Annotated in this window: 29 protein-coding genes; 23 read left to right on the forward strand and 6 right to left on the reverse strand. The window is 55.9% G+C overall.

Annotated elements, in window-relative coordinates; genetic code table 11:
* Nucleotides 1–132 precede the first annotated feature (132 nt).
* Together LG290_RS00560 and LG290_RS00565 are read left to right on the forward strand one after the other, a co-directional pair.
* Nucleotides 133–447: a type II toxin-antitoxin system HigB family toxin gene (locus LG290_RS00560; RefSeq protein ID WP_499835814.1), complete on the forward strand. Its 315-nt coding sequence runs from the start codon at nt 133–135 to the stop codon at nt 445–447.
* Nucleotides 444–863, forward strand: coding sequence for a helix-turn-helix domain-containing protein (locus tag LG290_RS00565; protein WP_499835815.1), 420 nt, complete (start codon nt 444–446; stop codon nt 861–863). Before LG290_RS00560 ends, LG290_RS00565 begins: the two co-directional genes overlap by 4 nt.
* A gap of 215 nt (nt 864–1078) precedes the next feature.
* On the opposite strand, the gene LG290_RS00570 is transcribed toward LG290_RS00565, so the two are convergent.
* The 5 genes from LG290_RS00570 to LG290_RS00590 all read right to left on the reverse strand — a co-directional run bounded on the left by LG290_RS00570 (nt 1079) and on the right by LG290_RS00590 (nt 4448).
* Nucleotides 1079–1381, reverse strand: coding sequence for an acylphosphatase (locus tag LG290_RS00570; protein WP_499836994.1), 303 nt, complete (start codon nt 1379–1381; stop codon nt 1079–1081).
* Nucleotides 1360–1593: a hypothetical protein gene (locus LG290_RS00575; RefSeq protein WP_499835816.1), complete on the reverse strand. Its 234-nt coding sequence runs from the start codon at nt 1591–1593 to the stop codon at nt 1360–1362. The genes LG290_RS00570 and LG290_RS00575 overlap by 22 nt, the downstream gene beginning before the upstream one ends.
* Nucleotides 1594–2322 carry a hypothetical protein gene (locus LG290_RS00580; protein ID WP_499835817.1) on the reverse strand — a complete coding sequence of 243 codons (729 nt, stop codon included), beginning with the start codon at nt 2320–2322 and terminating at the stop codon, nt 1594–1596. It lies immediately after the preceding gene.
* 92 nt (nt 2323–2414) lie between these two features.
* The gene (locus tag LG290_RS00585) at nt 2415–3908 is read right to left on the reverse strand and encodes a flagellin N-terminal helical domain-containing protein (RefSeq protein WP_499835818.1); all 1494 of its coding nucleotides are present in this window, start codon (nt 3906–3908) and stop codon (nt 2415–2417) included.
* 171 nt (nt 3909–4079) lie between these two features.
* Nucleotides 4080–4448 carry a flagellar protein FlaG gene (locus LG290_RS00590; protein ID WP_499835819.1) on the reverse strand — a complete coding sequence of 123 codons (369 nt, stop codon included), beginning with the start codon at nt 4446–4448 and terminating at the stop codon, nt 4080–4082.
* 308 nt (nt 4449–4756) lie between these two features.
* Between LG290_RS00590 and LG290_RS00595 the strand changes: the two genes are divergently transcribed.
* The 21 genes from LG290_RS00595 to LG290_RS00695 all read left to right on the forward strand — a co-directional run bounded on the left by LG290_RS00595 (nt 4757) and on the right by LG290_RS00695 (nt 25754).
* Nucleotides 4757–6448 (forward strand): HD domain-containing phosphohydrolase, encoded by a 1692-nt coding sequence (locus LG290_RS00595; RefSeq protein WP_499835820.1) that lies wholly within the window; start codon nt 4757–4759, stop codon nt 6446–6448.
* A 100-nt stretch (nt 6449–6548) separates the two neighbouring features.
* Nucleotides 6549–6962, forward strand: coding sequence for a flagellar export chaperone FliS (gene fliS / locus LG290_RS00600; protein WP_499835821.1), 414 nt, complete (start codon nt 6549–6551; stop codon nt 6960–6962).
* Nucleotides 6963–6969: 7 nt separating this feature from the next.
* On the forward strand, nt 6970–7413 hold the full coding sequence (fliT, locus tag LG290_RS00605; protein WP_499835822.1) for a flagellar protein FliT: 444 nt from the start codon (nt 6970–6972) through the stop codon (nt 7411–7413).
* Entirely contained in the window at nt 7410–8453 is a 1044-nt protein-coding gene (gene fliK, locus LG290_RS00610) for a flagellar hook-length control protein FliK (protein ID WP_499835823.1), read from the forward strand. The genes fliT and fliK overlap by 4 nt, the downstream gene beginning before the upstream one ends.
* The gene (locus LG290_RS00615) at nt 8437–8724 is read left to right on the forward strand and encodes an EscU/YscU/HrcU family type III secretion system export apparatus switch protein (protein WP_499835824.1); all 288 of its coding nucleotides are present in this window, start codon (nt 8437–8439) and stop codon (nt 8722–8724) included. The genes fliK and LG290_RS00615 overlap by 17 nt, the downstream gene beginning before the upstream one ends.
* 254 nt (nt 8725–8978) lie before the next feature.
* Complete coding sequence (flhD, locus tag LG290_RS00620) at nt 8979–9314, forward strand: flagellar transcriptional regulator FlhD (RefSeq protein ID WP_499835825.1); 336 nt, start codon at nt 8979–8981, stop codon at nt 9312–9314.
* Nucleotides 9311–9868: a flagellar transcriptional regulator FlhC gene (gene flhC / locus LG290_RS00625; protein ID WP_499835826.1), complete on the forward strand. Its 558-nt coding sequence runs from the start codon at nt 9311–9313 to the stop codon at nt 9866–9868. The genes flhD and flhC overlap by 4 nt, the downstream gene beginning before the upstream one ends.
* Nucleotides 9869–10066: 198 nt before the next feature.
* Nucleotides 10067–10936: a flagellar motor stator protein MotA gene (gene motA / locus LG290_RS00630; protein WP_499835827.1), complete on the forward strand. Its 870-nt coding sequence runs from the start codon at nt 10067–10069 to the stop codon at nt 10934–10936.
* Nucleotides 10933–11832, forward strand: coding sequence for a flagellar motor protein MotB (gene motB / locus LG290_RS00635; RefSeq protein ID WP_499835828.1), 900 nt, complete (start codon nt 10933–10935; stop codon nt 11830–11832). The genes motA and motB overlap by 4 nt, the downstream gene beginning before the upstream one ends.
* Nucleotides 11833–11880: 48 nt before the next feature.
* Nucleotides 11881–12270, forward strand: a complete 390-nt coding sequence (gene cheY / locus LG290_RS00640; protein ID WP_499835829.1) for a chemotaxis response regulator CheY — start codon at nt 11881–11883, stop codon at nt 12268–12270.
* Between the two features lie 107 nt (nt 12271–12377).
* Nucleotides 12378–13547, forward strand: coding sequence for a flagellar biosynthesis protein FlhB (gene flhB, locus LG290_RS00645; protein ID WP_499835830.1), 1170 nt, complete (start codon nt 12378–12380; stop codon nt 13545–13547).
* A complete protein-coding gene (flhA, locus tag LG290_RS00650) occupies nt 13544–15628 on the forward strand; it encodes a flagellar biosynthesis protein FlhA (RefSeq protein ID WP_499835831.1) in 2085 nt (694 codons plus the stop codon). Before flhB ends, flhA begins: the two co-directional genes overlap by 4 nt.
* A gap of 54 nt (nt 15629–15682) precedes the next feature.
* Complete coding sequence (gene flhF, locus LG290_RS00655) at nt 15683–17905, forward strand: flagellar biosynthesis GTPase FlhF (RefSeq protein WP_499835832.1); 2223 nt, start codon at nt 15683–15685, stop codon at nt 17903–17905.
* Nucleotides 17902–18405, forward strand: coding sequence for a hypothetical protein (locus LG290_RS00660; protein WP_499835833.1), 504 nt, complete (start codon nt 17902–17904; stop codon nt 18403–18405). Before flhF ends, LG290_RS00660 begins: the two co-directional genes overlap by 4 nt.
* A gap of 47 nt (nt 18406–18452) precedes the next feature.
* Nucleotides 18453–18830 (forward strand): flagellar protein FlhE, encoded by a 378-nt coding sequence (locus LG290_RS00665; RefSeq protein WP_499835834.1) that lies wholly within the window; start codon nt 18453–18455, stop codon nt 18828–18830.
* A gap of 26 nt (nt 18831–18856) precedes the next feature.
* Complete coding sequence (locus LG290_RS00670; protein ID WP_499835835.1) at nt 18857–19555, forward strand: RNA polymerase sigma factor FliA; 699 nt, start codon at nt 18857–18859, stop codon at nt 19553–19555.
* Between the two features lie 98 nt (nt 19556–19653).
* Nucleotides 19654–20460: a motility protein A gene (locus LG290_RS00675; protein WP_499835836.1), complete on the forward strand. Its 807-nt coding sequence runs from the start codon at nt 19654–19656 to the stop codon at nt 20458–20460.
* 5 nt (nt 20461–20465) lie between these two features.
* Complete coding sequence (locus LG290_RS00680) at nt 20466–21131, forward strand: OmpA/MotB family protein (protein WP_499835837.1); 666 nt, start codon at nt 20466–20468, stop codon at nt 21129–21131.
* Between the two features lie 5 nt (nt 21132–21136).
* Nucleotides 21137–23200 carry a sensor domain-containing diguanylate cyclase gene (locus tag LG290_RS00685; RefSeq protein ID WP_499835838.1) on the forward strand — a complete coding sequence of 688 codons (2064 nt, stop codon included), beginning with the start codon at nt 21137–21139 and terminating at the stop codon, nt 23198–23200.
* A 162-nt stretch (nt 23201–23362) separates the two neighbouring features.
* Nucleotides 23363–24343, forward strand: coding sequence for a hypothetical protein (locus LG290_RS00690; RefSeq protein WP_499835840.1), 981 nt, complete (start codon nt 23363–23365; stop codon nt 24341–24343).
* The gene (locus tag LG290_RS00695) at nt 24309–25754 is read left to right on the forward strand and encodes a putative bifunctional diguanylate cyclase/phosphodiesterase (RefSeq protein ID WP_499835841.1); all 1446 of its coding nucleotides are present in this window, start codon (nt 24309–24311) and stop codon (nt 25752–25754) included. The genes LG290_RS00690 and LG290_RS00695 overlap by 35 nt, the downstream gene beginning before the upstream one ends.
* On the opposite strand, the gene LG290_RS00700 is transcribed toward LG290_RS00695, so the two are convergent.
* Complete coding sequence (locus tag LG290_RS00700) at nt 25664–26254, reverse strand: hypothetical protein (protein WP_499835842.1); 591 nt, start codon at nt 26252–26254, stop codon at nt 25664–25666. The two genes, LG290_RS00695 and LG290_RS00700, sit on opposite strands and share 91 nt — an antisense overlap.
* Nucleotides 26255–26353 lie beyond the last annotated feature (99 nt).

Genomic DNA, 26353 nt, shown 5'->3' on the forward strand with positions numbered 1-26353 from the left:
ATAAATCGCCCTCCCACCCTGTATCAAGCCTTGGCGAAGCCGACGCGGCAATCTCAGGCCTGACAGACCGCTCACCTTGTTGACAAAAAGGAAACAAGTGAACTAATCTGCTGTCAGTACTCAGGAGGGGCGATGCGGATAGTCACGAAAAAAGTCTTCGACGAGGCGACCAAGAAATATCCAAACGATGCACCCTCGATACAACGAACATACAAGTTACTGAGATCCGAGAGCTTCCATTCACCAAATGACCTCAAGAAGGCACTCCCGAGTCTGGATAACTTCCGCTACAAGGACCGTTGGTGGATCATAGACATTGCTGGAAACAACCTGAGACTGATCGCCTTTATCTCATTCGAGCAACAGATCCTATACGTGAAACACATTACAACACATGCCGAATACGACAAGCTTTGCCGTCGGTATGCCAAGGAGGCAGATAAATGAACGCCATCGCCTACCTCGAAGAAGCCAAGGCCGTTTTCCGAGCCGTTCCATTCCTGTCACGCATCCACTCCGAAGAAGAGTATCAGGCGGCGCTGAACATCGTTGACGACTTGATCGACGATTTTGACAACAATACCACCCTTATCGAGCGCCTTACCGATGCCATCGAGGAGTGGGAGAATACCTCAGAGACATTCGCCGAGTTCAACGCTGGCGTTCAGTCCCAAGATGCAGTGGATATGCTCAGGTTCTTGATGGATCAGCACGGGCTGGGTGTTGCGGACCTGCCCGAGATCGGCAGCAAGTCGCTGGTCTCCAAGATCCTCAACCGCAGGGAACGAGACCTTACCCGCCGCCATATCGAAGCGCTATCCAAGCGATTCGGCGTTAGTCCCGCCCTCTTCTTCAATAGTTAACCAGAAACGGTATCCGCCGGGCGAGGGTTGCCGAATTCCAGCACCTAACCCAACTACCAGGTGGGAGGCCGCTTCAGCGGGCGAGGTCTTCACAGGCTCAGCCCACCAAAAAAACAAAAACATCGCGCGATAAATCACCCTCCACCCTATATCGGCCTGGAAGCGACGCGGCAACCCCAAGATCACTTCGCTGCGTTCGCGATGACACGGCAATCTCAGCTCTCAGGCTCAACGGTTTCCCGAATTTCCACGCCTTCGGGGGTATCACCGGGCCAGGGGTTGATATCCACGCCGGTTACCTGGGCGGTTTCCGGGCCACTGGGTACCGCATCGCACAGCGGTTGCAGGTGTTCCAGGGTGCCGTGAATCACCGCTTCGACACCGCCATCGGGCAGGTTGCGACCCCAGCCCGCTAGCTCGCGCTGCGTCAGCTCATCCACCAGCCACTGGCGATAGCCTACGCCCTGCACCGTGCCGGTTATCAGCAAGCGCAGGGTTAATAGCGTATCCGGGGCCATCGCCAAGGTATGTTCCGATGCTGCTTCACGGCATAATCCAGTATGGCCAGCAGCTTGTCGTAGTCTCCACGCATCTGCTCGTCCATACCTGTGGTCTCGAAACGCTCGAGGGTCTGCTGAGTTTCGTCGATCACGCCCTGAAGCTGATCGATTACCTGCTGGTGGTCATTAACAGTCACAGAGTCAATACCCAACTGAATTCGCAACGACATTCACTCCGACTTTATCTCGTCTTCAACTTGATCGACAAAGAGTTGATCATGAACGTCACTACCGTCGGTCAGCATAACGAGAGAATCATTATTCTCCAGCTCAATTTTTGGTGTTTCGACCAATAGTATATGTCGCTTTTCGTAGCACCAATTGATGAAAAACTCCTCTCTTACCACCATCCTGACTGGCATTGGCAGAACCATATAGACTGTTGAGGCCAGCTCTTTAAACCGATTTTCATCGTTAATAACGCTTGCAGAGAGTGGCCCGGCGACTTGGTACCAGGCTTGCCGAACCTTGGGCATCATGTCACTCAAAATACTTTTCTTACTCACCTGCTCAAAACTTTCCTCGCAGACACCATCCTCACTCTTCCCGCGCTTCCTATCGGCTTTTCCTTTTTTACCAAATAGACCAAATTTTGCCCCACTTTGATCTGCATTTTTCTTAATCCCCTTGTCAATAACCAGAACCAAGCTATCCTCCTGAAGAATCACTGACTCATCATGAACTCCAAAGAAGCATGCTTCACCTCTAGATACCGAGATCACTTCCTTCTGCCCCGAATCCTTGTAAATGACCGTCGCCATTCCTTGGACCACAAGGATCATCTCAACTAATTCTTTCTTTATGTCGATGACATCAGAATTTCCAACAAGCCTGGCGCCATCACCCAAGGATTCTTCTCCCATGGCTTCGAACATCGACATGATATCTATCTTCTTCATCTCATATCCTTATAAGAAAATAAAAAAAATATTCAAAAATATGGGCTGACCCGAAGGCCAGCCCAAGCTGTCATGCATCTACTGACAGACTATTAACCCAGCAGAGACAGCACAGACTGCGGAATCTGGTTAGCCTGTGCCAATACAGACGTACCGGCCTGCTGCAGAATCTGCGCGCGAGTCATGTTGGCGACTTCCACCGCGTAGTCTGCATCTTCGATACGCGAACGGGCAGAGGTCAGGTTAGTCTCGTTGGTCTGCAGGTTGGTAATGGCAGACTCGAAACGGTTCTGAATCGCACCTAGGTCAGAACGCAGGGTGTCAACCTTACTCAGTGCATAGTCAAGCTTTTCCATAGGGTTTCGTGATGCTTGATTAGCCAAGTCCTCAGTTATGAGAGCTTGACTCGGACTATCAGCATTTTGCACATACATCACATCCGCTGCGGTATTTGTTACTACTCCACCGCCATCTACCGTATATGCAGTGCCCCCAATATCAAGAACAGAGCCTGTCTTAGACCCTCCAGCAACTTCCAATGTTGCTGCTGTAGCAGCTTCGTTAGTAGCTTCACTTGTAAAGAGGCTTGTCCCTGCTGTATAAATAGCCGGATCGTCGTAATGAAGAGCGCCGGTGTCAACTGTAAGTGCCCCGCCAGTACCTGTGTTAGCTCCCGCAACACTCACAACAACTGTTGACCCATCAATAGTTGCTTCAAACGTACCATTGCCATCAGCGTTGACGCTTGTATCGGTTTTTGTCCATTCAACTCCACCAAACGAAAGACTATCGTTTTGATTCGCAGAAACAAACTTAGTTGCAAAATCATCTGCTACATTTGCATCACCAGCAGCTGAATTATTAGTCAGATTTTGGGTGACTGTACCATCAGTGGCGCTCGTATATACGGCCGTTGTCCCATCAGCAAGTGTGACATCACCATTATCTAAATCTACCCGAAGAGCTGTTGTAGGGGTACCATCAACATCGACGTTATATTCAGAATAGCCGGTTGCGCCAAACTCTTCAGTCATATCATTAAGAGTAGCTTTCTGGTCACCACTGACTTTAAATCCATCAAGCCCTAAAGAGCTCGCATTAATTTTCTCCAAGTCGATATTAATCGTCTCATTGTCGTTGGCGCCAACTTGTATCTTTAGAGCACCATCTTGCTGCAAGACTTTGGTACCGTTAAAGTCGGTTTGCTCAGAGATGCGATCGATCTCGGTCAGACGCTGTTCAATTTCTGCTTGGATAGACTTCAGGTCGTCCTGAGAGTTAGTACCGTTTTGCGCCTGAACAGATAGTTCACGCACACGCTGCAGGTTATCGTTAACTTGGTTCAGTGCGCCTTCAGCGGTTTGCGCGACGGAGATACCGTCGTTGGCGTTACGCTGTGCAGTAGACAGACCAGTAATCTGGGAAGACATACGGTTGGCGATGGCCTGACCGGCCGCATCATCCTTGGCACTGTTGATGCGCAGGCCAGAAGACAGACGCTCCATGGAGGTGGTAAGTGCGTTTTTTGATTCATTCAGGTTTTGCTGGCCGATCATCGATGTGATGTTGGTATTGATCACTGACATGGTGTGGTTCTCCTTAACGAGACGGTGGCCCGCTGGGCCTGCTACTCGGCCACATTGTGTGCCGTTGTATCAAGTAACGGCACCTCGGCTGTTTTCTTTAGGGCCAGCATGAAAAATAAGTGTAAGGCTTGGTAACAAAGGGTCAGGGGCTGAGGTGCGCCTTTCAGCGCATCAGGCTTCAGACTCTATTAAACGACCATGGAGTTGTTCGAGCCTTTGCGCAATCAACAGCACTTCTTCGCTAGGAATCTGGCGAATGACATCGCCTGTGTTGCGATCAACCACTTTTGTGATGACACGGGCAGGCTCTTCAACCAAATCAAACTCGATGCCATGTGGATGCATGACCTCATTGATGCACGAAATAGGCTCAACCAGTTCGTCGGCTGTAATGGTCCGAGTGTCGCTTTGTGCATCGCCCAGAACACTGCCCGGCGCCGGAAGTTTATCCAGTGCACTTTCCAGGCGTTGTCTGGGAGTCAAATCGTGCAGGGCGGAAGACGATAGGCTGCTGGTGGCGTCTGTTAGCGGTGAACTCATGGCATGTCGTTCCTCTTCAAGCGTCTGCGCCGGCAGTGGTTAGCGTCGCTGTACAAGAAAGGCGTGCTGCCGTGCTGTTTTTGTAGCCTCACAATGTTAAATCGGCACTTGCAATGAAAACTTTAATGCCTTGTGCCGCCGGTTTTTCAATTCATGGAAATTATCCAGCCACTTGCCCGATTTGCAGACGGTCTCAGTGAGAAAGAGCGAGTCACGGATGCTGCTTATCTGGATACGTCCTTGTGGCAGCATCTGTTATCCTGCTGCGCTCGTGGATTAACACCGAGTGATAGGAAAGCGAGGCGAGGATGGCAGCGCAGCAAGACGAGTTTGAAAAAGTAACCGGGGCCGCCTCCATCGAGGCGCTGCTGAACGCGCTTGTGGAAACCGGGGGTGTGTCACTTCGCCTGGAGCAGGCCGAGGCTGGGCGTGAACCCATGCTGTTGATGGAGCAGCATTCGGCTCAGATGCTGGTCATGGACCTTTCCTCGGTGGCTCACTTGCTCGAGGAATTGGAGGAAGGCGCGCCGTTTCGTTTGAGTGGCCAAACCGAAGGCAAGCTCGTGCGAACCCCGCCCCTGGTGCTGACCGAAACCCGCCGTTCCGGCGGGCGCTTTCTGTGTTGCTGCGAGTACCCCGACTACCTGGACGTTCTGCAACGGCGCGAAGCCTTTCGTGCCGAGCTGCGTATGGGCATGGCGGTCGTCGCTACCCTGTACGACGATGAGGGAATGGCCGTTCAGGGGGATCTACGCGATTTATCTCAAGACGGCTGCCAGCTCGAATTGCCGATGGCGGCCAGTGGCCTCCTGGCGTCTTGCCCGCCTTTATTGAAGGTTGAATTGCACTTTCCGGATGGCACGCATTTTCTTGCTGACGTCACGCCTTGCCACCAGAAAACCGATGCGGATCACAGGCTGTTACGTCTAGGATGCCGTTTTCACGGCTGCAGTACTCAGCAAGAGCGCCGGCTCTGGTATTTCGTCTGTGAAATCGAACGTGAAGCGGCGCGTTATAAAAAAGAGGGGCAGGGGGGCCGTTTGCCTTCAGCGTTGTTCGAGCCTCAAAAAGGTAAAAATACGGCCAATGAGGCCATTGGCCGCCGTGATCTCAAGCGCTATGCGACGCCCATGACGCAACGGTTGGTAAAAGTGGCCGCCTATCTGGATGCTCAGATGCTGGCGTTGCAGCAAGGCAGGGATATCGAATCGCGTCAACTGTCCCGGTATACCGATCGCTTATTGGTATTGCACGATGAGGATAGGGAGGCGCTGCTGTTTGCTTCGCGTTGCATGACCCCTGAACCCTTGCTGGTGAGGCACGGGCTTGCCGTGGCGATTCATCTTCTGGATCTGGTGGGGAGAAATATTCCCGGTGATGTGCGTAAAGCGATTGCCGCCAGCGCCCTGGTGCATGACTTGGGCAAGGTGTTGGTGCCGCAACTATTGTTCAAGGCGGCAAGCTTTGAAGCCCCCCATCGGCAAACACTGAGCGAACATGTGCCCTTGTTGTTGGAGCGCTTGAAACATTGCACCTGGCTTTCCGGAAAGATCGCCACGGCGGTGATCGGCGGCATCAATGAACGCATGGACGGCAGTGGTTACCCAGCGGGATTGGTGGGGGACGAACTGCACGAATTGGCCAGGGCGAGCGCCATAGTGGATGTGGTCGAGGCAATGCGCCGTGACCGAATTGACCGGCCTGCGCGAACCGTCCAGGAAATTTACCGCCATTTGCTGCGCCATCCCCAGCAGTTTGATCCACGCTGGATGAAACGGTATGTACAACACTTCAAGGTGCTGCCGATTGGGTCCCTGGTGCGTTTTTCCAGTGATCAGTTGGCATGGATTCAGCGCCTTGATGACCAGGGTAACCCAGTGGAAGTGCAGCTCACCCAGGTGAGTGAATCGCCTACCCGAGAAAATCTGGGGACGTTGATTCGAGGTAACGTATTGGAAAGTTTGGGAAAGCCAGTGGGCGAAGTGGCTGTTTCGACCTGAGGCGAGCTAAGTGAATTAAAGTCGTGTTATCCGTCGCCGATAAGCACAAGTAATAGCAACGCAAGGCGTGCTGAACCCAGTGAACAGGAGTAAGCAATTCATGAGTGTGACTCGTGGGGCAGCCACTTATGGCCGTGGCGCCAAGGCCTACGCCCGAGTAGGCGTTGAAAGTGGGGTGATGTCCGCCAACCCTCATCAGCTGATCGTGTTGTTGTTCGATGGCGCTCAGGCTTCTATTCGTGCGGCACGTATTCATCTTCAGGCGGGGAACACGGCAGAAAAAGGCCAGGCGATTTCCAAGGCGCTGGATATTATCAATAATGGCCTGGCGGCAGCGCTCGACCAGCAGAAAGGCGGTGAAATCGCTGAGCGTCTGGGGTCGCTCTATGATTATATCGCCCGCTTGCTGTTGTCAGCCAACCTGCGTAATGATGAAGAAAGCCTGAACCAGGCGGAGCGTTTGCTTGAAGATATCGCTTCCGCCTGGCGTGAAATCGGCCAGCAGAGTACATGAGGTGCCAATGTCTTCTCGTTATGACACTCAGGATGCCTTGCTGAAGGCTTATACGGCGCTGCTGGCAAGTGTCAAGCATATGCATGAACTGGCGCATCATGAGCAGTGGGCGGAACTCATTGAGCAGCGGACTCACTACGTCTTGCTGGTAGAGGAGCTGCAGCGGCTGGATGCTTCCCTGACGTTGGATGCCGTGCATAGTCAGCAAAAGGCCGACCTCCTGGAAGGCATTCTTGAGCATGATGTACAGATGCGCCAATTACTTCTCGAGCGTCGTGACGAACTGGGCAAGCTGATAGGCGTATCGCAACGTCAGCGCAGCCTGCACCGCGCTTATGCACCCCAGCAGGCGCCGGTAGGGTACAGCGAAGCTGTCGGGGAAACAGCTGTCGGGGAAGTCACAGAAGAGATTCCCGCCATGGGCAAGCCATCCAATAAGGGATCGCCGTGAGTGGGATCAACCCGCTGATAGATACCATGCTCTATGAGGTGCTGGGGCGACGCGGCGAGGCGCCGGCACAGCGTGTACTCAATGAACCGGTCAAGCCGGTGCTGTCGGGTGAAGCGCCGCGCGCGCTGCGTAGTGACTCACGCCTGGACGGCCGTCCCGCCCCGCCATTAACCGATCTTCAGCGCACGCCCTTGCAGCAAGGGGCACGGGCATTGCCGCCTGGCGAGCACTCTGCCAATGCCCCGGTTTCCACCCAGACTCACTTCAGCACTGCCGCGCGAAGTATCGCCGATGTGCTGCTGCGATTTCCGGCGCCTCCTTCTGTGGTGCGCACACCGGCGCCCTTGATGCAGGTTGGCGAACCGCTGGTTTCGAGCACCTTGGCGAGCCGCATCGAGAGCAGTATTCGGGATAGCGGGCTGTTTTATGAAGCCCATCTGAAACGTTGGTATCAGGGCGAAACCCCACGTCAGCAGCTCGCCCAAGAGCCCCAAATGCGTCAGGCAGGGCGTTTCGTTGCACCCGCATCGACCGGTCAAGGGCAAATCTTGCCGGACACTGTGCTGACGCCTGCGGCTACCCAACAAGGCACCTCGACACCACTACCGGCCTTGCACCGCTCCGGTGAGGTGGTGCAAGAAAGCTTGCAAGGCATCGTACGTCAACAGCTGGAAATGCTGGTGACGCCTACGATTCGCTGGGAAGGGGATGTCTGGGCAGGCATTTTCATGGCGCTGGTCATCAACTTGCCTCCTCGCGAGGAAGGACGCGAAGAGCAAGAAGATACAGACGATACTGCTTCGGGATGGCGCTCGGAGATTAAGCTCGAGGTCCCTGGTCTGGGGGACTTTAGCGCCGCCTTGTGGTTCTATCGCGACACTCTACGTTTGGACCTGTCCACTTCTCAGGCGGAAACACACCAACGCCTGGAAGCGGGGTTGGGGCAGTTGCAAAAGCGCCTTGAGGCCTTGGATATGCGTAAGGTGCAGGTAAAAGCGCGCTGGATAGAACCGGAGGATGGCAATGGCCTCTCAGCGTGAACGTCGCCGACAAGCAGTCGCCTTGGCCTATCAAGGCGGTGACAGCGCGCCCAAGGTGGTTGCAAAAGGCTACGGAGAAATGGCGGAACGCATCATGGCGGAAGCGCAGCGCCAGGGCATCTACGTGCATGATGCGCCTGAGTTGGTTGCCTTGCTGATGCAGCTGGATCTGGATGCCGAGATTCCCGCCGGTTTGTACCAGGTGGTGGCGGAATTATTGATTTGGGTGCATGAACTATCGGCTGCGCCATCCGAGACGAATAACCATTGACCTACCAAATGCTACTGACTGGTTTCATACATAGGTTGGCCAATGCAGACGTTCTATGTAACCATTCGCCTGGAAATAAGGGAAAATAAATTCAATAAGATAAACTTGTCAGATTAATTTAACTCAGCAACTTAACTTAAGTTAATTTAGTTGCTTAAAAAAGTTAATCAATTCTTTTAATAAGGGGTTTGAGTAGTTTTTTATTAATTTTATTTAATTTTGTGTCAGTGATTTTTAGACCAAGAGCGCAACTTATGAGCCAGACCAACTTTCTCGACGAAATTCAAGAGCTGAATCTGGCCTACTTGCTTCTGGCCCAACGTCTGCTTGGAGAGGATCGCGAGGCGGCCATGTTTCGCCTGAAAATTAGCGGAGAAATGGCCGATCTTCTCGCCTCGCTGAGTGCCCGCCAGCTAACCCAGTTGTCGCGTACCAATCAATTATTATGTCGTTTCAGCCATACCAGTGCCGAACGGTTGTATCAGGTGACGCATAACCCGCGCGACCAAGGTTTGGCAGGGTTGCATGCCTCCCTTTTACTAGCAGGAGAGCGTCTGGAGTCGAGTGCTCCTTCGGGAGATAAGGCGTGAGCCAGAAAAGCCTGGTAGATGAAATGCATCAGGTTCAGCTGGCCATTGAGCTGATTGAACTAGGTGCAAGATTACAGGTGCTGGAAACGGAAACCGAGCTAAGCCGAACGCGGCTGATCAAGCTCTACAAGGAAGTACGCGGCATGTCGCCGCCTAAAGGAATGCTGCCCTTTTCCACGGACTGGTTTGTCACCTGGCTACCCAACATCCATTCTTCTCTTTTTTATAATATATACATCAGTCTGTTAAGTGAGACATGTTGTGAGCGCATCGATGCCTTCGTCAAGGCATATCGGCTTTACACCGAACAGGTCGAGTTTGATGGAGGAGCCGCTGTGCTGGGGTTGACCCGGGCCTGGACCCTGGTGCGCTTTTTTGAAAGCGATCTTTTGCAGTTGACGTCTTGCACGCGTTGCGGTGGTTGCTATGTCGCCCATGCCCACAATCCGACACAAGGTTATGCGTGTGGTATTTGTCAGCCGCCTTCACGGGCCGGGAAGACCCGAAAGGCACTCGATAAATCATCTGGACAGGAAGTGGTTGAGAAAACATGAGATAGCCATTTGCTGAAAATTAATAAAAAATGCTTAGGTTGTGGATGGTAGTGCTGCTCAATGGTACTTTCCTCTGGCGAATAAAATACCTGCTTCATCATCGTGCTTGTTCGGATTGTCCGTCTATGCGCTATGAGGTCGGTTGAGTGATGCCGGCTCCGACAACCCCTTGATCGTGTAACTGTAAGGACACCGTTTGTGCTGATTCCGCTGGGTTATCTGATTGTCATTCTTTCTGTTTTCGGTGGCTTCGTGCTCGCGGGCGGAAGTCTCGGGCCATTGGTCCAACCGACCGAGTTGCTGATGATCGGAGGGGCGGGCGTGGGCGCCTTCATTGCCGCCAACAATGGCAAGGCCATCAAGGCCACTTTCAGGATATTCCCCAAGCTCAGAAGGACCAAGAACTACAACAAGGCGCTGTACATGGAATTGATGGCGCTGCAGTTCAAGCTACTTTCCAAAATTCGCCGTGAAGGCATGCTGGGTGTTGAGCGGGACATCGAAAATCCACAAGAAAGCCCCTTGTTTCAAGAACATCCCAAGGTGCTGGAAGATCCCATGATCATGGATTTCCTCACCGACTATCTACGCTTGATGGTGAGTGGGGGCATGGAGCCGATGGAACTCGATGAGTTGATGCTGCACGAGATCGAGGCTTTCGAGCAAGAGGCCCACATACCTGCTGATGCCATTGCCAAGGTGGGGGATGCCATGCCGGCTTTTGGTATCGTGGCCGCCGTCATGGGCGTAGTGAAAGCCTTGAGCATGGCGGATGCCGGGCCTGATGAGATGGGTCAAATGATTGCCCATGCACTGGTGGGTACGTTTCTAGGGATTCTGCTGGGGTATGGATTTATCAGCCCTTTGGCCAGTCGCGTCGAACGTCAGGTGAAAGAAGCTGAAAAGATGTTGCAGTGCATTCGGGTGACCTTGTTAGCCAGCCTCCACGGCTACGCACCGCAACTGGCGGTGGAATTCGGGCGCAAGGCATTGCATACCCAGGAACGGCCAAGCTTTACCGAGCTGGAAGACTACGTGCGTGATGCGAAGAAGGCCGGGGGGGCATGAGTCAGAACCGAGACAAGCGTCCGATAATTGTCATTCGTCGCAAGAAAATCGTTCATGCCCGCCACGGCGGTGCCTGGAAGATTGCACTGGCGGATTTGATGACCGCTCTCATGGCGTTGTTTCTGGTGCTTTGGATACTGAGTACAGCAACGGACGAGCAGCGGGAAGGGGTCGCCGAGTATTTCAGTACGCCGCTGATTTCCGCCATTTCGGGAGATCGGGCAGGCAGTACGAGTGCAATACCCGGGGGTGGACCCGACCCGACACACAGCGAAGGCGAGCGGGCAAGAATCGATACCCTTCGTCAGACTCGGCCGAGTGAGCAGCAGCGGCGTTTCTTTCAGGACTTACAGCGGCGAATTGAAAGTGTCATTGCGATGGACCCTGAGCTGCGTCAACTACGCGAGCAAATGCGTTTTGACCTCACTCCGGAGGGCTTGAGAATACAGCTATTGGATACCGAGCAGCGGCCCATGTTTGCGTTGGGCAGCGATCAGGTTGCGCCTTATATGCGTAATCTTTTGCGCACGATCGCACCACTGCTCAACGAGTTATCCAATGACCTGAGCATCAGCGGGCATACGGACAGCGTTCCTTATGCGGGAGGGTACAAAGGCTATAGCAACTGGGAACTCTCCAATGATCGCGCCAATGCCTCGCGTCGAGAACTGGTGGCCGGCGGGCTCGACCCGGTGCAGTTGCTGCGCGTCTCCGGGTTTGCTGATCGCGTTGACGTCTCGGATACGCAGTCGACTGATCCGGTTAACCGGCGTATTGAGCTTCTCGTTTTGTTACCGGAAATTGCTGCGGCTATTCGCAACCCCGGTGTATTGACGAAAGCCTCGGTGCCGCCTCTGCTACTTGAAAACTTGCAACAGGAGCCGGGTGCTGACTGACCGAAGAGACCGGTCGATTGAATGCCATGGACTGATAGAGGATGAACGATGGTAGGCAAGAACATGAGTTTTCTGGTGGTGGATGACTTTCCTACCATGCGCCGTATCGTCCGCAGCCTGCTCAAGGAGCTCGGTTTCACCAATGTGGAGGAAGCCGAAGATGGCCAGGATGCGCTGAATAAGCTGCGTGCCGGTAGTTTTGAGTTTGTGGTGTCCGAGTGGAACATGCCTAACCTTGATGGCCTTGAAATGCTCAAGGAAATTCGGCAGGACGATGCACTCAAGCACTTGCCGGTATTGATGGTGACGGCGGAAGCCAAGAAGCAAAACATCATTGCCGCTGCCCAGGCGGGTGTCAATGGGTATGTCGTCAAGCCGTTCACCACCGCCACCTTGGAAGAGAAGCTCAATAAGATTTTCGACAAAATGGGTAAATGAACCGGCTAGACGGCCGAGCGTGCTCTCAACGCCATTGATCGTGCCCAACCCATGCAAGAACCCATTGGCTGAGCGTTTGATGTCACCACCCCAGGCCGAGTAACAGCATGGCGGATAGCGATAGCGACGATGAAAAGACCGAAGAGGCCACACCCCGGCGACAGGAAAAATCGCGTGAAGAAGGCGAGGTGCCTCGATCGCGAGAACTGACCACTTTCCTGCTGTTATTGGGAGGAGTGATCGGCCTGTGGTCGATGGGGAAGATGCTTTATGATCAGCTGGGCATGGTCATGGAACAGGCGTTTCTGTTCGAAAGGCGTCAGGTGATGGAGCCCATTTCCATGCTGGTGGTCGCGCTGGACCTGGGGCAACGGACATTGTTTGCCATGCTGCCGTTGTTCCTGCTGCTGGTGCTGATTGCGCTGGTAGCACCCGCTTTACTGGGGGGTTGGCTGATCTCGGCCAAGTCGATGCAACCCAAGCTCTCCAAGCTCAACCCGGTGAAAGGCGTCAAACGGATATTTTCCAGCCAGGCCTTGGTGGAACTGGCCAAGGCCGTGGCGAAAACGGTATTGGTCGGTGGCGTGGGCGCAGCCTTCCTGTATTTGAATATCGGCAAATTCCTGGCCTTGATGGACCAGCCGGTACAGCAAGCCTTGGCCAGTGCGCTTAACATGGCGGCCCAAGCCTCAGGGCTGATGGTGCTTACCCTGGTGTTCGTCATCCTGATCGATGTGCCTTTTCAGCTATGGAGTCACGCCAAGAAGCTGCGCATGAGCAAAGAGGAAGTCAAGCGCGAGCACAAGGAATCGGAGGGCGACCCTCAGATCAAGGCCCGTATCCGTCAGCAGCAACAAGCCATGGCGCGAGGACGCATGATGAGCAAGGTGCCGGATGCTGATGTGATTATTACCAACCCGACCCATTATGCGGTGGCCTTGGCGTATCAGGAAGGCCAGATGGGCGCGCCGCGGGTAGTGGCAAAAGGGGCGGATGCGATAGCGGCCAAGATCAGGGAAATCGGGCTTGAGGCCGGTGTGCCTCGCCTGGAGGCAGCACCGCTGGCGCGAGCCTTATATCATCATGTGGATTTGGACGCCGAAGTACCGGCCGTCCTTTATACGGCAGTAGCCGAAGTCATGGCGTGGGCCTACCGCCTCAAGAACGTTGCCAAAGAAGGAGGCGAGGTGCCCTCTACACCTGACAATCTGCCGGTTCCCCCCGAGCTGGAAACCCCCGGCCGGCATTCCGACGGCACTAATGAGACGCAACCATGAAAGGCTTGAGCCAATATCTCGGCAGCCAGGAGTGGATGGGCACTGTGCGCATGAAGTTGCTCGCCGGACCGATTCTGATTCTGATGATCCTGGGCATGATGATTCTGCCCTTGCCACCGTTTCTGCTGGATCTGCTGTTCACCTTCAATATTGCCTTGGCGATCATGGTGCTGCTGGTCAGCATGTTCGCCCAGAAGCCGCTGGATTTTGCCGCTTTTCCCGCCGTATTGCTGTTTACCACCTTGCTGCGCCTGTCACTCAACGTCGCGTCGACACGCGTGGTACTGATGGAAGGTCATCAGGGGGGCGATGCGGCAGGCAAGGTCATCGAGGCGTTCGGCACCTTCCTGGTAGGTGGCAACTTTGCCGTCGGCCTCGTGGTGTTTCTGATCCTGGTGGTCATCAATTTCATGGTCATCACCAAAGGGGCCGGACGCATCGCCGAGGTAGGGGCGCGCTTTACCCTCGATGCCATGCCGGGCAAGCAGATGGCGATCGACGCCGACCTCAATGCCGGCTTGATCGGGGAAGAAGACGCCAAGCAGCGCCGCGCGGAAGTCTCTCAGGAGGCGGATTTTTATGGCTCGATGGATGGTGCCAGCAAGTTCGTGCGCGGCGATGCCATGGCAGGCCTGGTCATCATGGTGGTCAACGTCCTGGGGGGGTTACTGATCGGCATGGTGCAACATGACATGAGTTTTGCCGATGCAGGAAGAACCTATACCTTGCTGACCATCGGCGATGGTCTGGTCGCGCAGATTCCCGCCTTGGTGATTTCCACGGCGGCAGGTGTCACGGTGTCCAGGGTGAATACCGACCAGGATGTCGGCCAGCAGATGATCAGCCAGCTGTTCATCAACCCCCAAGTCATGATCCTGTCTGCCATCGTGATGGGCCTGCTGGGCATGGTGCCAGGGATGCCTAACCTGGTGTTCCTGATATTCACGGCCTTGTTGGCGGGTCTGGCCTGGTATCTCATTCGCCAGAAAGAGAATTTGCTGGTCAAGCAGGAAATTTCCGCCGAACCGCCGCCGGTGCAGGAAACTCCCGAGGCCAGTTGGGATGACGTCCAGTTGGTCGATACGTTGGGGCTGGAAGTCGGCCATCGCTTGATCCCGCTGGTGGATGCTCGCCAAGGAGGCGAGTTGCTTGGGCGAATCAAGAGCGTGCGCAAGAAATTCGCCCAGGAGGTCGGGTTTCTGCCGCCGGTGGTGCATATCCGCGACAACCTGGAGCTTCCCCCCAATACGTATGTCCTGACCCTGAAAGGGGCTGAAATCGGGCGTGCCGAAGCGCAACCGGGAAAGTGGCTGGCAATCGATCCCGGTCAGGTTTCCGGCGAACTGCAGGGAACCCCCACGCAAGACCCCGCCTTCGGTTTGCCGGCGGTGTGGATCGACAGCGGTCAGCGTGAACATGCTCAGGTGTATGGGTATACCGTGGTGGATGCCAGCACGGTGGTGGCGACCCATCTCAATCATCTGCTGCATCGCCATTCCCCGGAAATGTTGGGGCGCCAGGAGGTGCAGAAGCTGCTGGATAAACTGGGTGACGATCAGAAATCGCTGGTCGAGGAAGTGGTGCCCAAGGCTATCTCGCTCACGGTACTGCAACGCATCCTGCAGAACTTGCTCGATGAAGATGTCTCGATTCGGGATATGCGCACCATCTTGGATACGTTGGCGGAGCATGGCGGTCAGCAACAGGACCCCAATGAGCTGACCGCCATGGTACGGGTTGCCCTGGGGCGCAATATTACCCAGCAATGGTTCCCTGGGCAGGAGACCTTGCATGTGATGGGGCTGGAGGCTCAGTTGGAGCAGGTATTGCTGCAAGCCATGGGCGGCAATGGTGCGCTTGAGCCGGGCCTGGCGGATACCCTCATGACCCAGGCACAACAAGCCCTGGAACGTCAGGAAAGTGCCGGCGAGCCACCGGTGCTGGTGGTTCAGCACAGCCTGCGGGCGGTACTGTCGCGCTTCTTGCGGCGTCGGCTGCGCCATCTGGTGGTGATGTCCCAGGCGGAAATCCCCGATGATCGTACGCTGCGGGTAACCACCTTGGTGGGTGGGCGACAGTAAGCGTTGCTTTCGGATGACGCTCCTAACAAGCATGTACAACGCAAAAGGTGAAGCATGAGCGTAAGACGTTTCGTCGGGGCGAATAGCCGCGATGTCATGCGCCAGGTACGTGAAGCCCTGGGTGACGATGCGCTGATTCTCGCTAACCGGCAAACCGAAGGTGGCGTGGAAATCCTGGCCATGGCGGATGCGGCGGTGGATCACTTCGACCCGACCCAGGCGTCAGTCACCGAGGTACCTTCGGTTGAGCCTGCACCCGAACCGACTTCAAACCCTCTCGATCCGATGCATACCATGAGCGAGCGTTTGCTCAAGGAAATGCAGGATATGCGTGCCCTGTTGGCGAATGATTCGGTACGCAATCCCCCCGCCACCCAACAGCCACTTGGCTGCGCCCAACGCCTGGAGCGCCTGTTGCGGGAAGTGGGCTTCAGCCATGAGCTGGCCGAGGAAGTGTTGACCGGCTTGCCCGAAGATTTCGCGACACTGGCCGAGGACAGCGAACGCCCCTTGGCCTGGTTGCGCCGCCAGCTGGTCACACGGCTGCATGTCCTCGATGACGAACCCCAGTTTTTCGATCAGACCGGTATCGTGGCGCTGGTCGGCCCTACCGGGGTGGGCAAGACCACGACCACCGCCAAGTTGGCGGCCCGCTTTGTCATGCGGCATGGCACGCGCCCGGTGGCCTTGATCACTACCGATAGCTTTCGTGTCGGGGCGCATGAGCAATTGCGCATTTATGCGCGTCTGCTGGATACCCCGATGTATGCCCTGGATGCCGAGCAGCCCATCGACGACTTGCTGGACCGCTTGCAGGGCAAGCGCTGGATCATCATCGATACCGTGGGCATGAGCCAGCGTGATCAGCGAGTGATCGAGCAGATCGCTCACTTGCAAGGCGGGCGCTCGAAAGTGCGCCTGGTGCTGTTACTCAATGCCGCCAGTCAGCCGGAAACCCTGGAGGAGGTGGTGGTGCGCTATCGTCAGGCAGCGGTGGCTGCCGGAGCGTCGCTTGACGATTGCATCATCACCAAGCAAGACGAGGCCGGGCGCCTGGCGCCGGTGCTGGATATCGTCATGCGCCATGGCCTGCGGGTACTGTTTGGCTCTCACGGCCAGCGCGTCCCCGAAGACATGGCGGTGGCCGAGGCTGAAAGCCTGGTGGCGCAAGCCTTGAAAACGCGTACGCCGCTACCCGGTAAGCTTGAAGCCAGTACCCAGGCGGCGGTTTCCTTGCCGCGCTGGTCACGCAAGGTGTTGGGCCAAGGGCGGCGCCTTTCCGGTTTGCTGGCCGACCTGCGTCAACGGATCGTCGGCTTCGCTTACTTGGAAAGCGCCTGGGATCTGGCCGCCTTGCCTGGATCCTTGCAGAAGGAGCGCCTGGATCTACTGCTGGCGAGTTATCCACCCGGGCAAACTACCTTGGGCATGGCCTGGTCGCCGAGGCGTAATGAGCGAGGATGCGAGTGGGCCATGCCGGATGTCGGCCTGGATGCTGATGGCGCCTGGCTGGCGCTGCCCTGGTTGCAACATCGCCACCCGGCGGGGGAGCAGGAGCGTATTGCCTACCTCTCTCGGACCACAGGCGTCGTTGTACATTTATTGCCCGGGCTTCCTGATGGGCCAGCTTGGGAATGGCTGGAGGCCCAGCATATGACCTGGATCAGCCAGGTTCGAGGGGCTCAGGGGGTAAACTACCAGGGCGAGCGAGTCAGCCTGGCGACGCTGCCAAATGAGCCCGAGCCGGCCACCTCAGTGCCGGTACGCTTTCGGGGGCAGCCGATGACCTTAGGGGTGTCGCACCAGACGGTGGAGATAACTTCCTCCTCGCGCCAAACGACCGTCGCTTCTCAGCCGATGCTTGCCTGGCGTGGCGAGTTGCGTGATCCGGAAAGCGCCAAGATAGTGGCGCGTCGCTATTGGCTGACACCGGAACGTCTGGGCGACGACGTCCTCTCGTTGCTGTTGACCCAATTGCAAAGCGAAGGGATCGCGGCGTTGACTCGGCGAGCCTGGCAGCAACTGAAAGCCTCCGATAACGGTGAACTCAGCGCAGAAATACGTTTGCTGATGGCCTCCGGGTTAGCCACGGTGGTGGGGCATCTCGACGTTGCCGATGATGAGGCCGCCGCTGATTTGCGTGCCGATCTACTCGGGTTGCTGGGCGCGCGCCGTCGTCGCCGCGACACCGCCATGCTGGATGCCTTGTCCTATGCCTTCATGGCGCGCGATGCTATTCGCCAACTGGGCAACACTAGCCTGGAGGGCATCACGTGAGTGACAAGGATCAGGCGGCGGGGCTGCGTAAATGGGCCAATCTGCAGCGACAGCAAAAAGACAGTAACGAAGAGGCGGCCAGTGATGCCCCGGCGCCCCCGGCTCAACCGAAGGTGCGCCTCCCTTTGGTCGTCGTGGGGCTGCCGGGAACCACTGCCGCCCAGGCGCACAAGGTCAAGGAGCGTTTGAGCCAATGGGCCGCTTTGGGTCGAAAATGGGCCGGTGATCCAGAGCAATGGGAAATACACGTGGTGGCCGCGGATGCCCCCGAGGTGGCGACACTGACGCGGCAGTACCGGCGTTGGGCGTTATGGGTCGAAAGTGATGCTGAAGCATTCGTTCAAGCGTTTCGCATTCTGCGTCTGTTGCATGATGCCGGTGGACCCCGGCGTTTATTGGCGCTGCATGAGCCCGGCTTGTCCAGACGAGGCTTGTTGGATAATTTGCATGAAGCCGCTCACTACTACTTGGGAACTGACCTATTGGTACTCGCAAGATGAAAGATATCCTTGGCATGATAAGCTGTAAGTATGGGAAGCATAAGGCGATGGTTGGGCTTCTGCTGTTGCTCTCCCCGACGGCGCTAGCCGCACCGGGAAGTTGGGTGGCATCGGTGCCGGGGCTTATGGTGGCGATGAGTGATCGCGCCGTTTCGACTCAGAGCGTGGCGCCGCCGCCAACGGCCACTGTCGGCGAGGCGCAAATAACGCATATCCAGTGGCAGTATCGCCACCCTCCCGGCACCCTATTGCGGGCTTGGCTGTGTCATCCAGAGCAGTGCGTTCCGCTTAGGGGCATGCGAGGAGCCACCCAGGCATTTGCCGGCATGCAAGCTCAGGCACCGATACACTTTCGTTTCGCATTGACGCCGGGACAGCGTCCGGTAAAAGTTCAAGGCTTACAGGTCATCGTGGATTACCAGTGAAGGCCGATCAGCCGTGAGGCAAGAGGATGTACACAGCACAAGGCAGGATCAAACAAAGTGAATTGCTGGCCCAATACATGCCGCTGGTAAGACGCCAAGCACTGATGCTTCAGGTAAGATTGCCTTCCAGTATCGAGCTTGATGATCTGATCCAGGCCGGCATGGTGGGCTTGCTGGAAGCCTTGGGGCGTTTCGACGCCAATCAGGGGGCAAGCTTTGCCACCTTCGCCAGCCAGCGTGTTCGCGGCGCCATGATGGATGAACTGCGTACCCGTGATTGGCTGCCGCGCAGTGTGCGGCGTTCGGCACGGGCGATGGACGCCGCCATCCACCGTCTGGAACAGACCTTGGGTCGACCGCCGGAAGAAGCCGAGGTCGCGGCCGAGCTGGACATGCCGCTGGATAGCTATCACCAGCTGCTCAACGATACCAATAACGGCCACCTGCTCGCCTATGAAGACCTGGTGGCGGAAAACGGCGAACCGGTCAGTACCACCTCGGTTCATCTACCGTTCGATGTCCTGCTGGATTCCCAGCAGCGTCAGCGCCTGGTCGAGGCCATCGAAGCCTTGCCGGAGCGCGAAAAATTATTGATGGCACTGTATTACCAGGAAGAACTTAACCTCAAGGAAGTGGGTGCCGTGCTTGGCGTGACGGAATCCCGCGTCTCTCAATTGCACAGCCAGGCGGTGAGCCGTCTTCGTGCTCGTCTGGCCGACGATTGAGATGAACTCGTCGCTATTTGAACCACGTATTGTGCATTGATGGCGTGCGCTGTTGGCACAACGCCTTCGATTAACTTGAGACCGGCAAGGAGCCGTTGATGAATCCTTCGACGCTGATAGGCATGTTTGCCAGCATAGGGCTGCTGGTTAGCGTCCTGTTCTTTACTGCGGAATCACCCGAGAGCTTTCTTAATCTCCCGGGGCTTGCGATTGTGCTCACCGGCACTCTGGCCGCCACTTTCATCAGTTATCCACTCAAGGAAGTACTGCATGTGGTGCGGCTGGTGGGCATCGTATTCCGTCGTGAGAACACCTATGTGCGCGATGACATCAAGGAACTTGTCGACATGTCCCGGTTATGGTTCAAGGGGGATGTACGGGCGGTGGAGGCCGCTTTGGAAGACACGCACAACCCCTTCTTGCGTACTGGTATTCAGCTAGTGATCGCCAACACCAAGCAAGACGAGATATTCGATCTGATGCGCTGGCGTATCGCTCGGTTGAAAGCTCGCGAGCATGCCCAGGCGCAGGTATTTCGTACCATGGCCACCTATGCGCCCGCATTCGGCATGATCGGCACCCTGGTCGGCCTGGTGAACATGCTGGAAGTCATGGATTCCGGGGACCTGGACGTTATCGGTCCGCGCATGGCCGTGGCGTTGCTGACCACCTTCTATGGCATCTTGTTGGCCAACCTGATCTTCAAGCCTATCGCGGTCAAACTGGAACGGCGTACCGAAGACCGCCTGATTACCATGAACATGGTAATGGAAGGTATTTCGTTGATCACCAAGCGCCGTCTACCCTCTTTCATCGAAGAAACGCTCAATTCCTTCGTCGCCGACTTTCATGATGAAATTCGCGAGAGAAAGGTGCCCTCGAAACCCGCCACTAGCAAAGGGTAGCGCCCATGCTGGATCATGATACGCGGCAGGCATTAGCCCCTGTCAGTATAGGCAGTGACGATGAAGGCTGGTTGACCAGTTATCTCGATGTGCTCACTTTGCTGATCACTCTGTTCGTGCTCCTGCTGGCGCTGACGCCGGCGGGCAGTGGCGAAGCAGCGGAGGATCAAATAACGCCAGGAGACGTCGTGCCAACTAGCCTGCTGGCACAGCGTTCAACCGGCACCATGCCGCGCCACGATGGTGTCCAGCCGCAATTTTCCGGGCTGAGCATTCCCGGGGTGAGTGTCGAGCAAGGCCGTGAAGGGGTGACGTTACGTATCGATGACAGCCTCTTGTTCGGCAGCGGCCAGGCCCAATTGACCAACCAGGGACGAAACGTGATCGGCAGCCTGGGTGAGGTGCTTGAGTCATTCGATGGTCAGATTTCCATTGAAGGTCATACCGACAATATCCCGATTTCCACCACACGTTTTCCATCCAACTGGGAATTATCCGCAGCCCGAGCAATTGCGGTGTTGCGACATCTCGAAGGGGAAGGCCTGGACGTCAACCGTCTGCGTGCCGTGGGTTATGCCGATACCCAACCAATGCAAGACAATGCCATGCCTGAAGGTCGCGCGGCCAACCGGCGTGTCGAGTTGCTGCTGCGTCAAGTACGGGGGAGTTGAAAACGTTGCCTGACAACATCACGCTATTGAAATCCCCGCCACAGCTGCAGCCATATGGTGCCATGCTGGTGTTGGATGCTAGCTGTCGCCGGGTATGTCAGGTCAGTGCCAATCTGACGGAATTGACCGGCCTTGAGTGGTCGGGAAAAACTCAAGATAACGTTGCTACGCTTCTTGGCAAACGATTGGCCCAGCGTGTGGAAGATGAAATGCGGGACGCGTCGCGCTTACCTGGGCCGTTGGCATTTCCTTGTCTTGTGCAAGGTAAAAGCCAACGTTTTCAGCTTAACGCCCTGCGCAGTGGCAAGCATGTGCTGGTCGAGCTGGAACCGCTCAATGCCTCGGGTAAACGTCGCCTGTTGGGCACGGTCAATGAAAGCCTGATGCACCTTGCCGATGCGCCTCATCAGGATGCCTTGCTCGATAGTTTGGTCAATGCCATTCGACAACTTACCGGCCATGATCGCGTGGTGGTGTGCCACTTCGATAGTGACTGGCACGGCCTGATGGTGGCGCAAGCCACCTCCGGGAAATTACCTGCGTTGCTGGGGCAACGCTTTCCTGCCAGTGACTTCCCCTTGAGCCTGCGACGCAGTTACGAGCGTACACCCGTACGCGCAATTACTGATGCTCAGGCACCGCCGGTGACCTTGCTTCCACGCACGAGCGACAACAGCGTCGATGTAACGGTAAGTTTGCTGCGTGCCCCGGCGCCTGAGCGGCAAACGTATCTGGCCCGCATGGGCGTTCGGGGCTCGTTAAGCTTGGCCATGCAAGGAGATGATGCCGGCTTGTGGGGCCTGGTGATCTGTCATTCGGCCACCCCTCATCAGGTCCCTCCTCCTATACGCGATGCCGTACGCGCCCTGGTGCAAATGGCTACCCAGCGTCTTCTGCTGTTGCGTGCCCGCCAGGAAGCCCGCTATCTGGAAAGGGTGCAGGATAGTCTGGCATTACCAGCTTCACAGGAAGAGCCCTACAGCCCCGCACAATTATTGCAGCAGCAAGCTGCCACTTGGCTGGAACTATTTCGCTCTACCGGAGTGGCTTTGTGTATCAATGGCAAAATTATCAGCACCGGTCAGGTGCCCGCCAGAGCTGTCATCGAGCAATTGACCGCACGGCTGGAAACGGCACATGCCCATGCCCGGCCTTGGTGTAGCCGAAATCTTCGCAGTGATCCCGTCACCAGGACGTTACCCATGGGCCACCATTGTGGTGTCATGGCGATACCGCTGGCCATGAACCCATCCCAGCGTACCTGGCTGGTATTCTTTCGTCCTGAACAGATGGAAACCCTGTATTGGGCGATGCAGCCTACCGAGGCATCCGGGCAGTTCATGATGTCGACTGATCTGGCGGGCTCGGCGGCCTGGCGTGAAGAAGTAGTAGGCAAGAGCGAAGCCTGGCAGCATGTTGAGCGGCTGGCTGCCGTAGACTTGGGTGAAGACTTGACCTTGGCTATTTCTGCTTATGAAATCAGTACTTTGAATGCTCATTTGCAAACTGAGCGGCAAGCCTTGGCGAAAGCCAATCAGCGTTTGGAGCAATTGGCGCATTTTGACCCCTTGACCCAGGTGTGGAACCGTTACCGCATTGAACAGGCGATCGATGCGGCGTTGGTTGCCGCCCAGCGTTACGGTACGCCGTTTTGCCTGTTGCTGTTTGATGTGGATAACTTCAAAAGCATTAATGACACCTATGGCCATGCCTTGGGCGATGATGTGCTGGTGGCGCTTGCCGCCCTCGTGGAAGGCTCATTGCGGGGTTGCGACCACTTGGGGCGATGGGGAGGCGAGGAATTTATCGTGCTTGCCACCCACTCGGATCTGGAGGCTGCAGTGGGGTTGGCCGAGAGACTCCGGATCTTGATTGCGTCACTGGATGTGACAGGAATTGAACAATCGATTACGGTCAGCATCGGACTGGCGGACTGGTATGCGGGAGCTTCATGCAAGACGATGATAACGCGAGCGGATGCCGCTATGTACCGAGCCAAGCATAGCGGACGTAATCGGGTAGAACTTGCTCAGGAAACAGGCCTTGAACCTGGCGACAAGGCACATTGAACGGGAATAGCCGTCTTGTTGGGTGTCGTTAAGGAGAATAAGGCGTGAGTGTAAGCCCGGTACAATCAACTCCTGACATGAAGTGGCGAATATCGCCCCACCAAGCCGGCTTTACAGGGGGTTGTGATTGGCTTGTTGTTATTGTGCTTGCTGGGTTGGGAAATGCATAAACACCATGGCCAAGAACAGCATGGGGCGCAATCGCGTAGCGTGGCAAGTGCCGACATGGTGGCCCAGTGGGTGGACAGTACCTTGATTGCCTCGGCGCATTCACTGCGAGGAATAAAAGAACTTTACGATCTGACCCAGGCGCAACCGGGCAGCATCGATGCCGAAGCCTTGGCGACGCTGCTGGTTCGCCGTCGCGACAGTCTGGAATTCTGGGAGGAAGTCGCTCTGGTGTCACCCTCCGGACGGATTGTCGCGTCGACGCTCTCCTCGTCGTTGACACGCATCGAACTTGACCAACATGCTTTCTTCACTCCTTTGTTAAGCCACACTGCTCCCGTATTGGAGGCGGTTTCCGGGTTGTACTCCTCCGAAACCGCTGGAGGGGAGCTGCGCCTATTGCACGCATTACGCCTGGAAAACCCTGAAGGGGAGCTGCAAGGACTGGCCTTGGCGCGGTTTGCCCCTTCTGTATTTGCCGACATGCTGGAGCGCCTGACATTAAATGAAGGCACCAGCCTGGGATTGGTGGATACCACCCTTCGAGTGTTAGCACGGCGTGCGGAAGCTGGAATTGCCGCAAGTATGTCGGTGGGAAAAGAAGTACGTACCCCGCAATTACTCGCATTTCAGTCGGGAAGTGATATTCGTAGAAGCTGGATCAGAGAGTCGCCAGTGGATGGCGTGCATCGGCTGTACAGCGCGCGTAAGTTGGAAAATGCCCCCTGGGTAGTGATTGCCGGTACGGATACTACCTTTTATTTGAATGATTGGTGGCGGCGCTTCTGGGCATTGATGGCGGGATGGTTGGCATTAGTGGTGATGGGGGCGGTGGCAATGCGTCATTACCGTCATCTGTATGCCGCGGAACAGGAGCTGCGCCAACACCGCAACCGCCTGGCCATGGAAATGGAGACCCAGCTCCAGGCACAGCAAGCCAGTGAGCTGGAAGCTGACCATCAGCGTGATGCGTAATGATGCCGGTGCCATTGCCAATTACGTGGCCACGCTGAGCGATATTACCCAGCGCAAGGCCGCCGAAAAAGAAATTCATCAGTTGGCGTTTTACGATGCCCTTACCGGCTTGCCCAATCGCCGTCTGCTGATCGACCGTCTGGAGGCCGCGTTCAAGGATACTCAGCGAGACGGGCACTACACCGCCGTCATGTTCATCGACCTGGACAATTTCAAGACCATCAACGATAGCCTGGGGCATTATCTGGGCGATGCCTTGCTGCAAAACGTGGCGCGACGTCTCGAACAGGTCGTGCGTGACGGCGACACTGTGGCCCGTCTGGGGGGTGATGAATTCGTAGTGATGCTGCATGAGCTGGGAGGTGATCTAGCGCTTGCGGCACCGCATGCCGAAATTATCGCCAATAAGCTGTTGATGTCGCTGATGGCGCCCTTCGATGTGCAGGAACAAGTGCTGCAAGTGACCGGCAGTATCGGTATTGCCTTGTTCACCGGTAGTGAGGTTAGCGTCAGTGATATTCTTCAACAAGCGGATCTGGCGATGTATCAAGCCAAGTCCGCCGGGCGTAATGCCTTGCGCTTTTTTGATACGGCCATGCAGACCGCCGTGGTGGAACGGGCACGGCTGGAGAGCGACCTTCGCCAAGCGTTGGAGAATCAAGAATTCCGCCTGTATTATCAGAGTCAGGTGAATGCTCAGGGCGTGGTGGTCGGCGTGGAAGCATTGCTGCGTTGGGAGCATCCGGTTCGCGGCATGGTGTCGCCAGCCGAGTTCATTCCACTGGCCGAAGAAAACAATCTGATTAGCTCCATTGGTGCCTGGGTGCTGGAAACCGCCTGTCACCAATTGGCATTATGGGCACGTTCCCCAGCCACTGAAGGGTTGAGTATTGCGGTCAATGTTAGCCCCCATCAGTTTCGTCAGGCCTGCTTCGTTGACGAAATACTCGATATTCTCGCGCATACCGGTGCCAACCCTCGTCGATTGAAGCTGGAAGTGACCGAAAGCTTGTTCATTGCCGAAGGCGATACGGTGCGAGCCCGCATGAAAGCGCTGCGAAGTGAGGGAATCTGCTTCTCTCTGGATGATTTCGGTACCGGTTATTCCTCGCTGGCTTATCTCAAGCGATTACCTCTGGATCAACTCAAGATCGATCAGTCTTTTGTCCGTGATGTGCTGGATGATCCCATTGATGAGGCCATCGTGCGTACCGTCATCGCCTTGGCGCAAAGTCTGGAGCTGGAAGTGATCGCCGAAGGGGTAGAGACGCAGGCGCATTGCCAATGGCTTTATGAGCATGGCTGCATGGCATATCAAGGCTACCTGTTTTCACGTCCAGTACCGGTTGACGCTTTGGTAGTCGAGCGACAAGCAGCTTGCATGCGCTCAATAGCAGCGTCTGCGCCCTGAAGGCTGAAAGACATGTACCAAGGCGCCTGTTCTCCTTGGTCGAAGCCTAGATAAAAAGCGTCCCCCTCGCGCATTTCCTCGATAAGTGGCGACAAATCATTTAGATAAAAGTGCGTATAGAAACCCTTGTCTCCGCGCTCGATGATGAACTCCGCCATGCTCTCGTGGCGGGTGGTATCATCCACGCGTAGGCGCGCCGGCACCAGGTTCACTGCACGGCTTTCGCCCTGTCGCTCATCAAGTTCCACGTGCATTTCCAGCCAAGGCAAATCACAGACACCCGCGGTGGCATTAAGGCTTAGGGCGGCGTCGGCATAGCTGTGGGTTTCCACGGCACGAAAGTGACGTTCATCGCCAAGCACCAAGTTCATCGATTGCCAGTGTCCATGTTGAATGCTGTCTTCAATGTTGAAAGTGGCGCCAAGCACAGAAGAGCCCAGCGCCAGGTACAGGCCGACAGCAAGGGAAAGGCGAAAGTGAAAATTTCGAATTGAAAGCATTAGGTGATACATCGACTGATAGTAAAAGACCAGCCTATAACGGCTGAGGCAAGGAAAAAAGCTAAGGTGCTGTTTTCTTTGCGTGTGTCTACATATGGT

The sequence above is a fragment of the Halomonas sediminis genome (assembly GCF_044871105.1).
Lineage (GTDB): Bacteria > Pseudomonadota > Gammaproteobacteria > Pseudomonadales > Halomonadaceae > Vreelandella > Vreelandella zhuhanensis.

Bases quoted from the DNA above. Each gene is read 5' to 3' on its own strand.
- LG290_RS00560 (WP_499835814.1), top strand. From the start codon at position 133: ATGCGGATAGTCACGAAAAAAGTCTTCGACGAGGCGACCAAGAAATAT.
- LG290_RS00565 (WP_499835815.1), top strand. From the start codon at position 444: ATGAACGCCATCGCCTACCTCGAAGAAGCCAAGGCCGTTTTCCGAGCC.
- LG290_RS00570 (WP_499836994.1), bottom strand. From the start codon at position 1,381: ATGGCCCCGGATACGCTATTAACCCTGCGCTTGCTGATAACCGGCACG.
- LG290_RS00575 (WP_499835816.1), bottom strand. From the start codon at position 1,593: ATGTCGTTGCGAATTCAGTTGGGTATTGACTCTGTGACTGTTAATGAC.
- LG290_RS00580 (WP_499835817.1), bottom strand. From the start codon at position 2,322: ATGAAGAAGATAGATATCATGTCGATGTTCGAAGCCATGGGAGAAGAA.
- LG290_RS00585 (WP_499835818.1), bottom strand. From the start codon at position 3,908: ATGTCAGTGATCAATACCAACATCACATCGATGATCGGCCAGCAAAAC.
- LG290_RS00590 (WP_499835819.1), bottom strand. From the start codon at position 4,448: ATGAGTTCACCGCTAACAGACGCCACCAGCAGCCTATCGTCTTCCGCC.
- LG290_RS00595 (WP_499835820.1), top strand. From the start codon at position 4,757: ATGGCAGCGCAGCAAGACGAGTTTGAAAAAGTAACCGGGGCCGCCTCC.
- fliS (WP_499835821.1), top strand. From the start codon at position 6,549: ATGAGTGTGACTCGTGGGGCAGCCACTTATGGCCGTGGCGCCAAGGCC.
- fliT (WP_499835822.1), top strand. From the start codon at position 6,970: ATGTCTTCTCGTTATGACACTCAGGATGCCTTGCTGAAGGCTTATACG.
- LG290_RS00615 (WP_499835824.1), top strand. From the start codon at position 8,437: ATGGCCTCTCAGCGTGAACGTCGCCGACAAGCAGTCGCCTTGGCCTAT.
- flhD (WP_499835825.1), top strand. From the start codon at position 8,979: ATGAGCCAGACCAACTTTCTCGACGAAATTCAAGAGCTGAATCTGGCC.
- motB (WP_499835828.1), top strand. From the start codon at position 10,933: ATGAGTCAGAACCGAGACAAGCGTCCGATAATTGTCATTCGTCGCAAG.
- cheY (WP_499835829.1), top strand. From the start codon at position 11,881: ATGGTAGGCAAGAACATGAGTTTTCTGGTGGTGGATGACTTTCCTACC.
- flhB (WP_499835830.1), top strand. From the start codon at position 12,378: ATGGCGGATAGCGATAGCGACGATGAAAAGACCGAAGAGGCCACACCC.
- flhA (WP_499835831.1), top strand. From the start codon at position 13,544: ATGAAAGGCTTGAGCCAATATCTCGGCAGCCAGGAGTGGATGGGCACT.
- flhF (WP_499835832.1), top strand. From the start codon at position 15,683: ATGAGCGTAAGACGTTTCGTCGGGGCGAATAGCCGCGATGTCATGCGC.
- LG290_RS00665 (WP_499835834.1), top strand. From the start codon at position 18,453: ATGGTTGGGCTTCTGCTGTTGCTCTCCCCGACGGCGCTAGCCGCACCG.
- LG290_RS00670 (WP_499835835.1), top strand. From the start codon at position 18,857: ATGTACACAGCACAAGGCAGGATCAAACAAAGTGAATTGCTGGCCCAA.
- LG290_RS00675 (WP_499835836.1), top strand. From the start codon at position 19,654: ATGAATCCTTCGACGCTGATAGGCATGTTTGCCAGCATAGGGCTGCTG.
- LG290_RS00680 (WP_499835837.1), top strand. From the start codon at position 20,466: ATGCTGGATCATGATACGCGGCAGGCATTAGCCCCTGTCAGTATAGGC.
- LG290_RS00690 (WP_499835840.1), top strand. From the start codon at position 23,363: ATGCATAAACACCATGGCCAAGAACAGCATGGGGCGCAATCGCGTAGC.
- LG290_RS00700 (WP_499835842.1), bottom strand. From the start codon at position 26,254: ATGCTTTCAATTCGAAATTTTCACTTTCGCCTTTCCCTTGCTGTCGGC.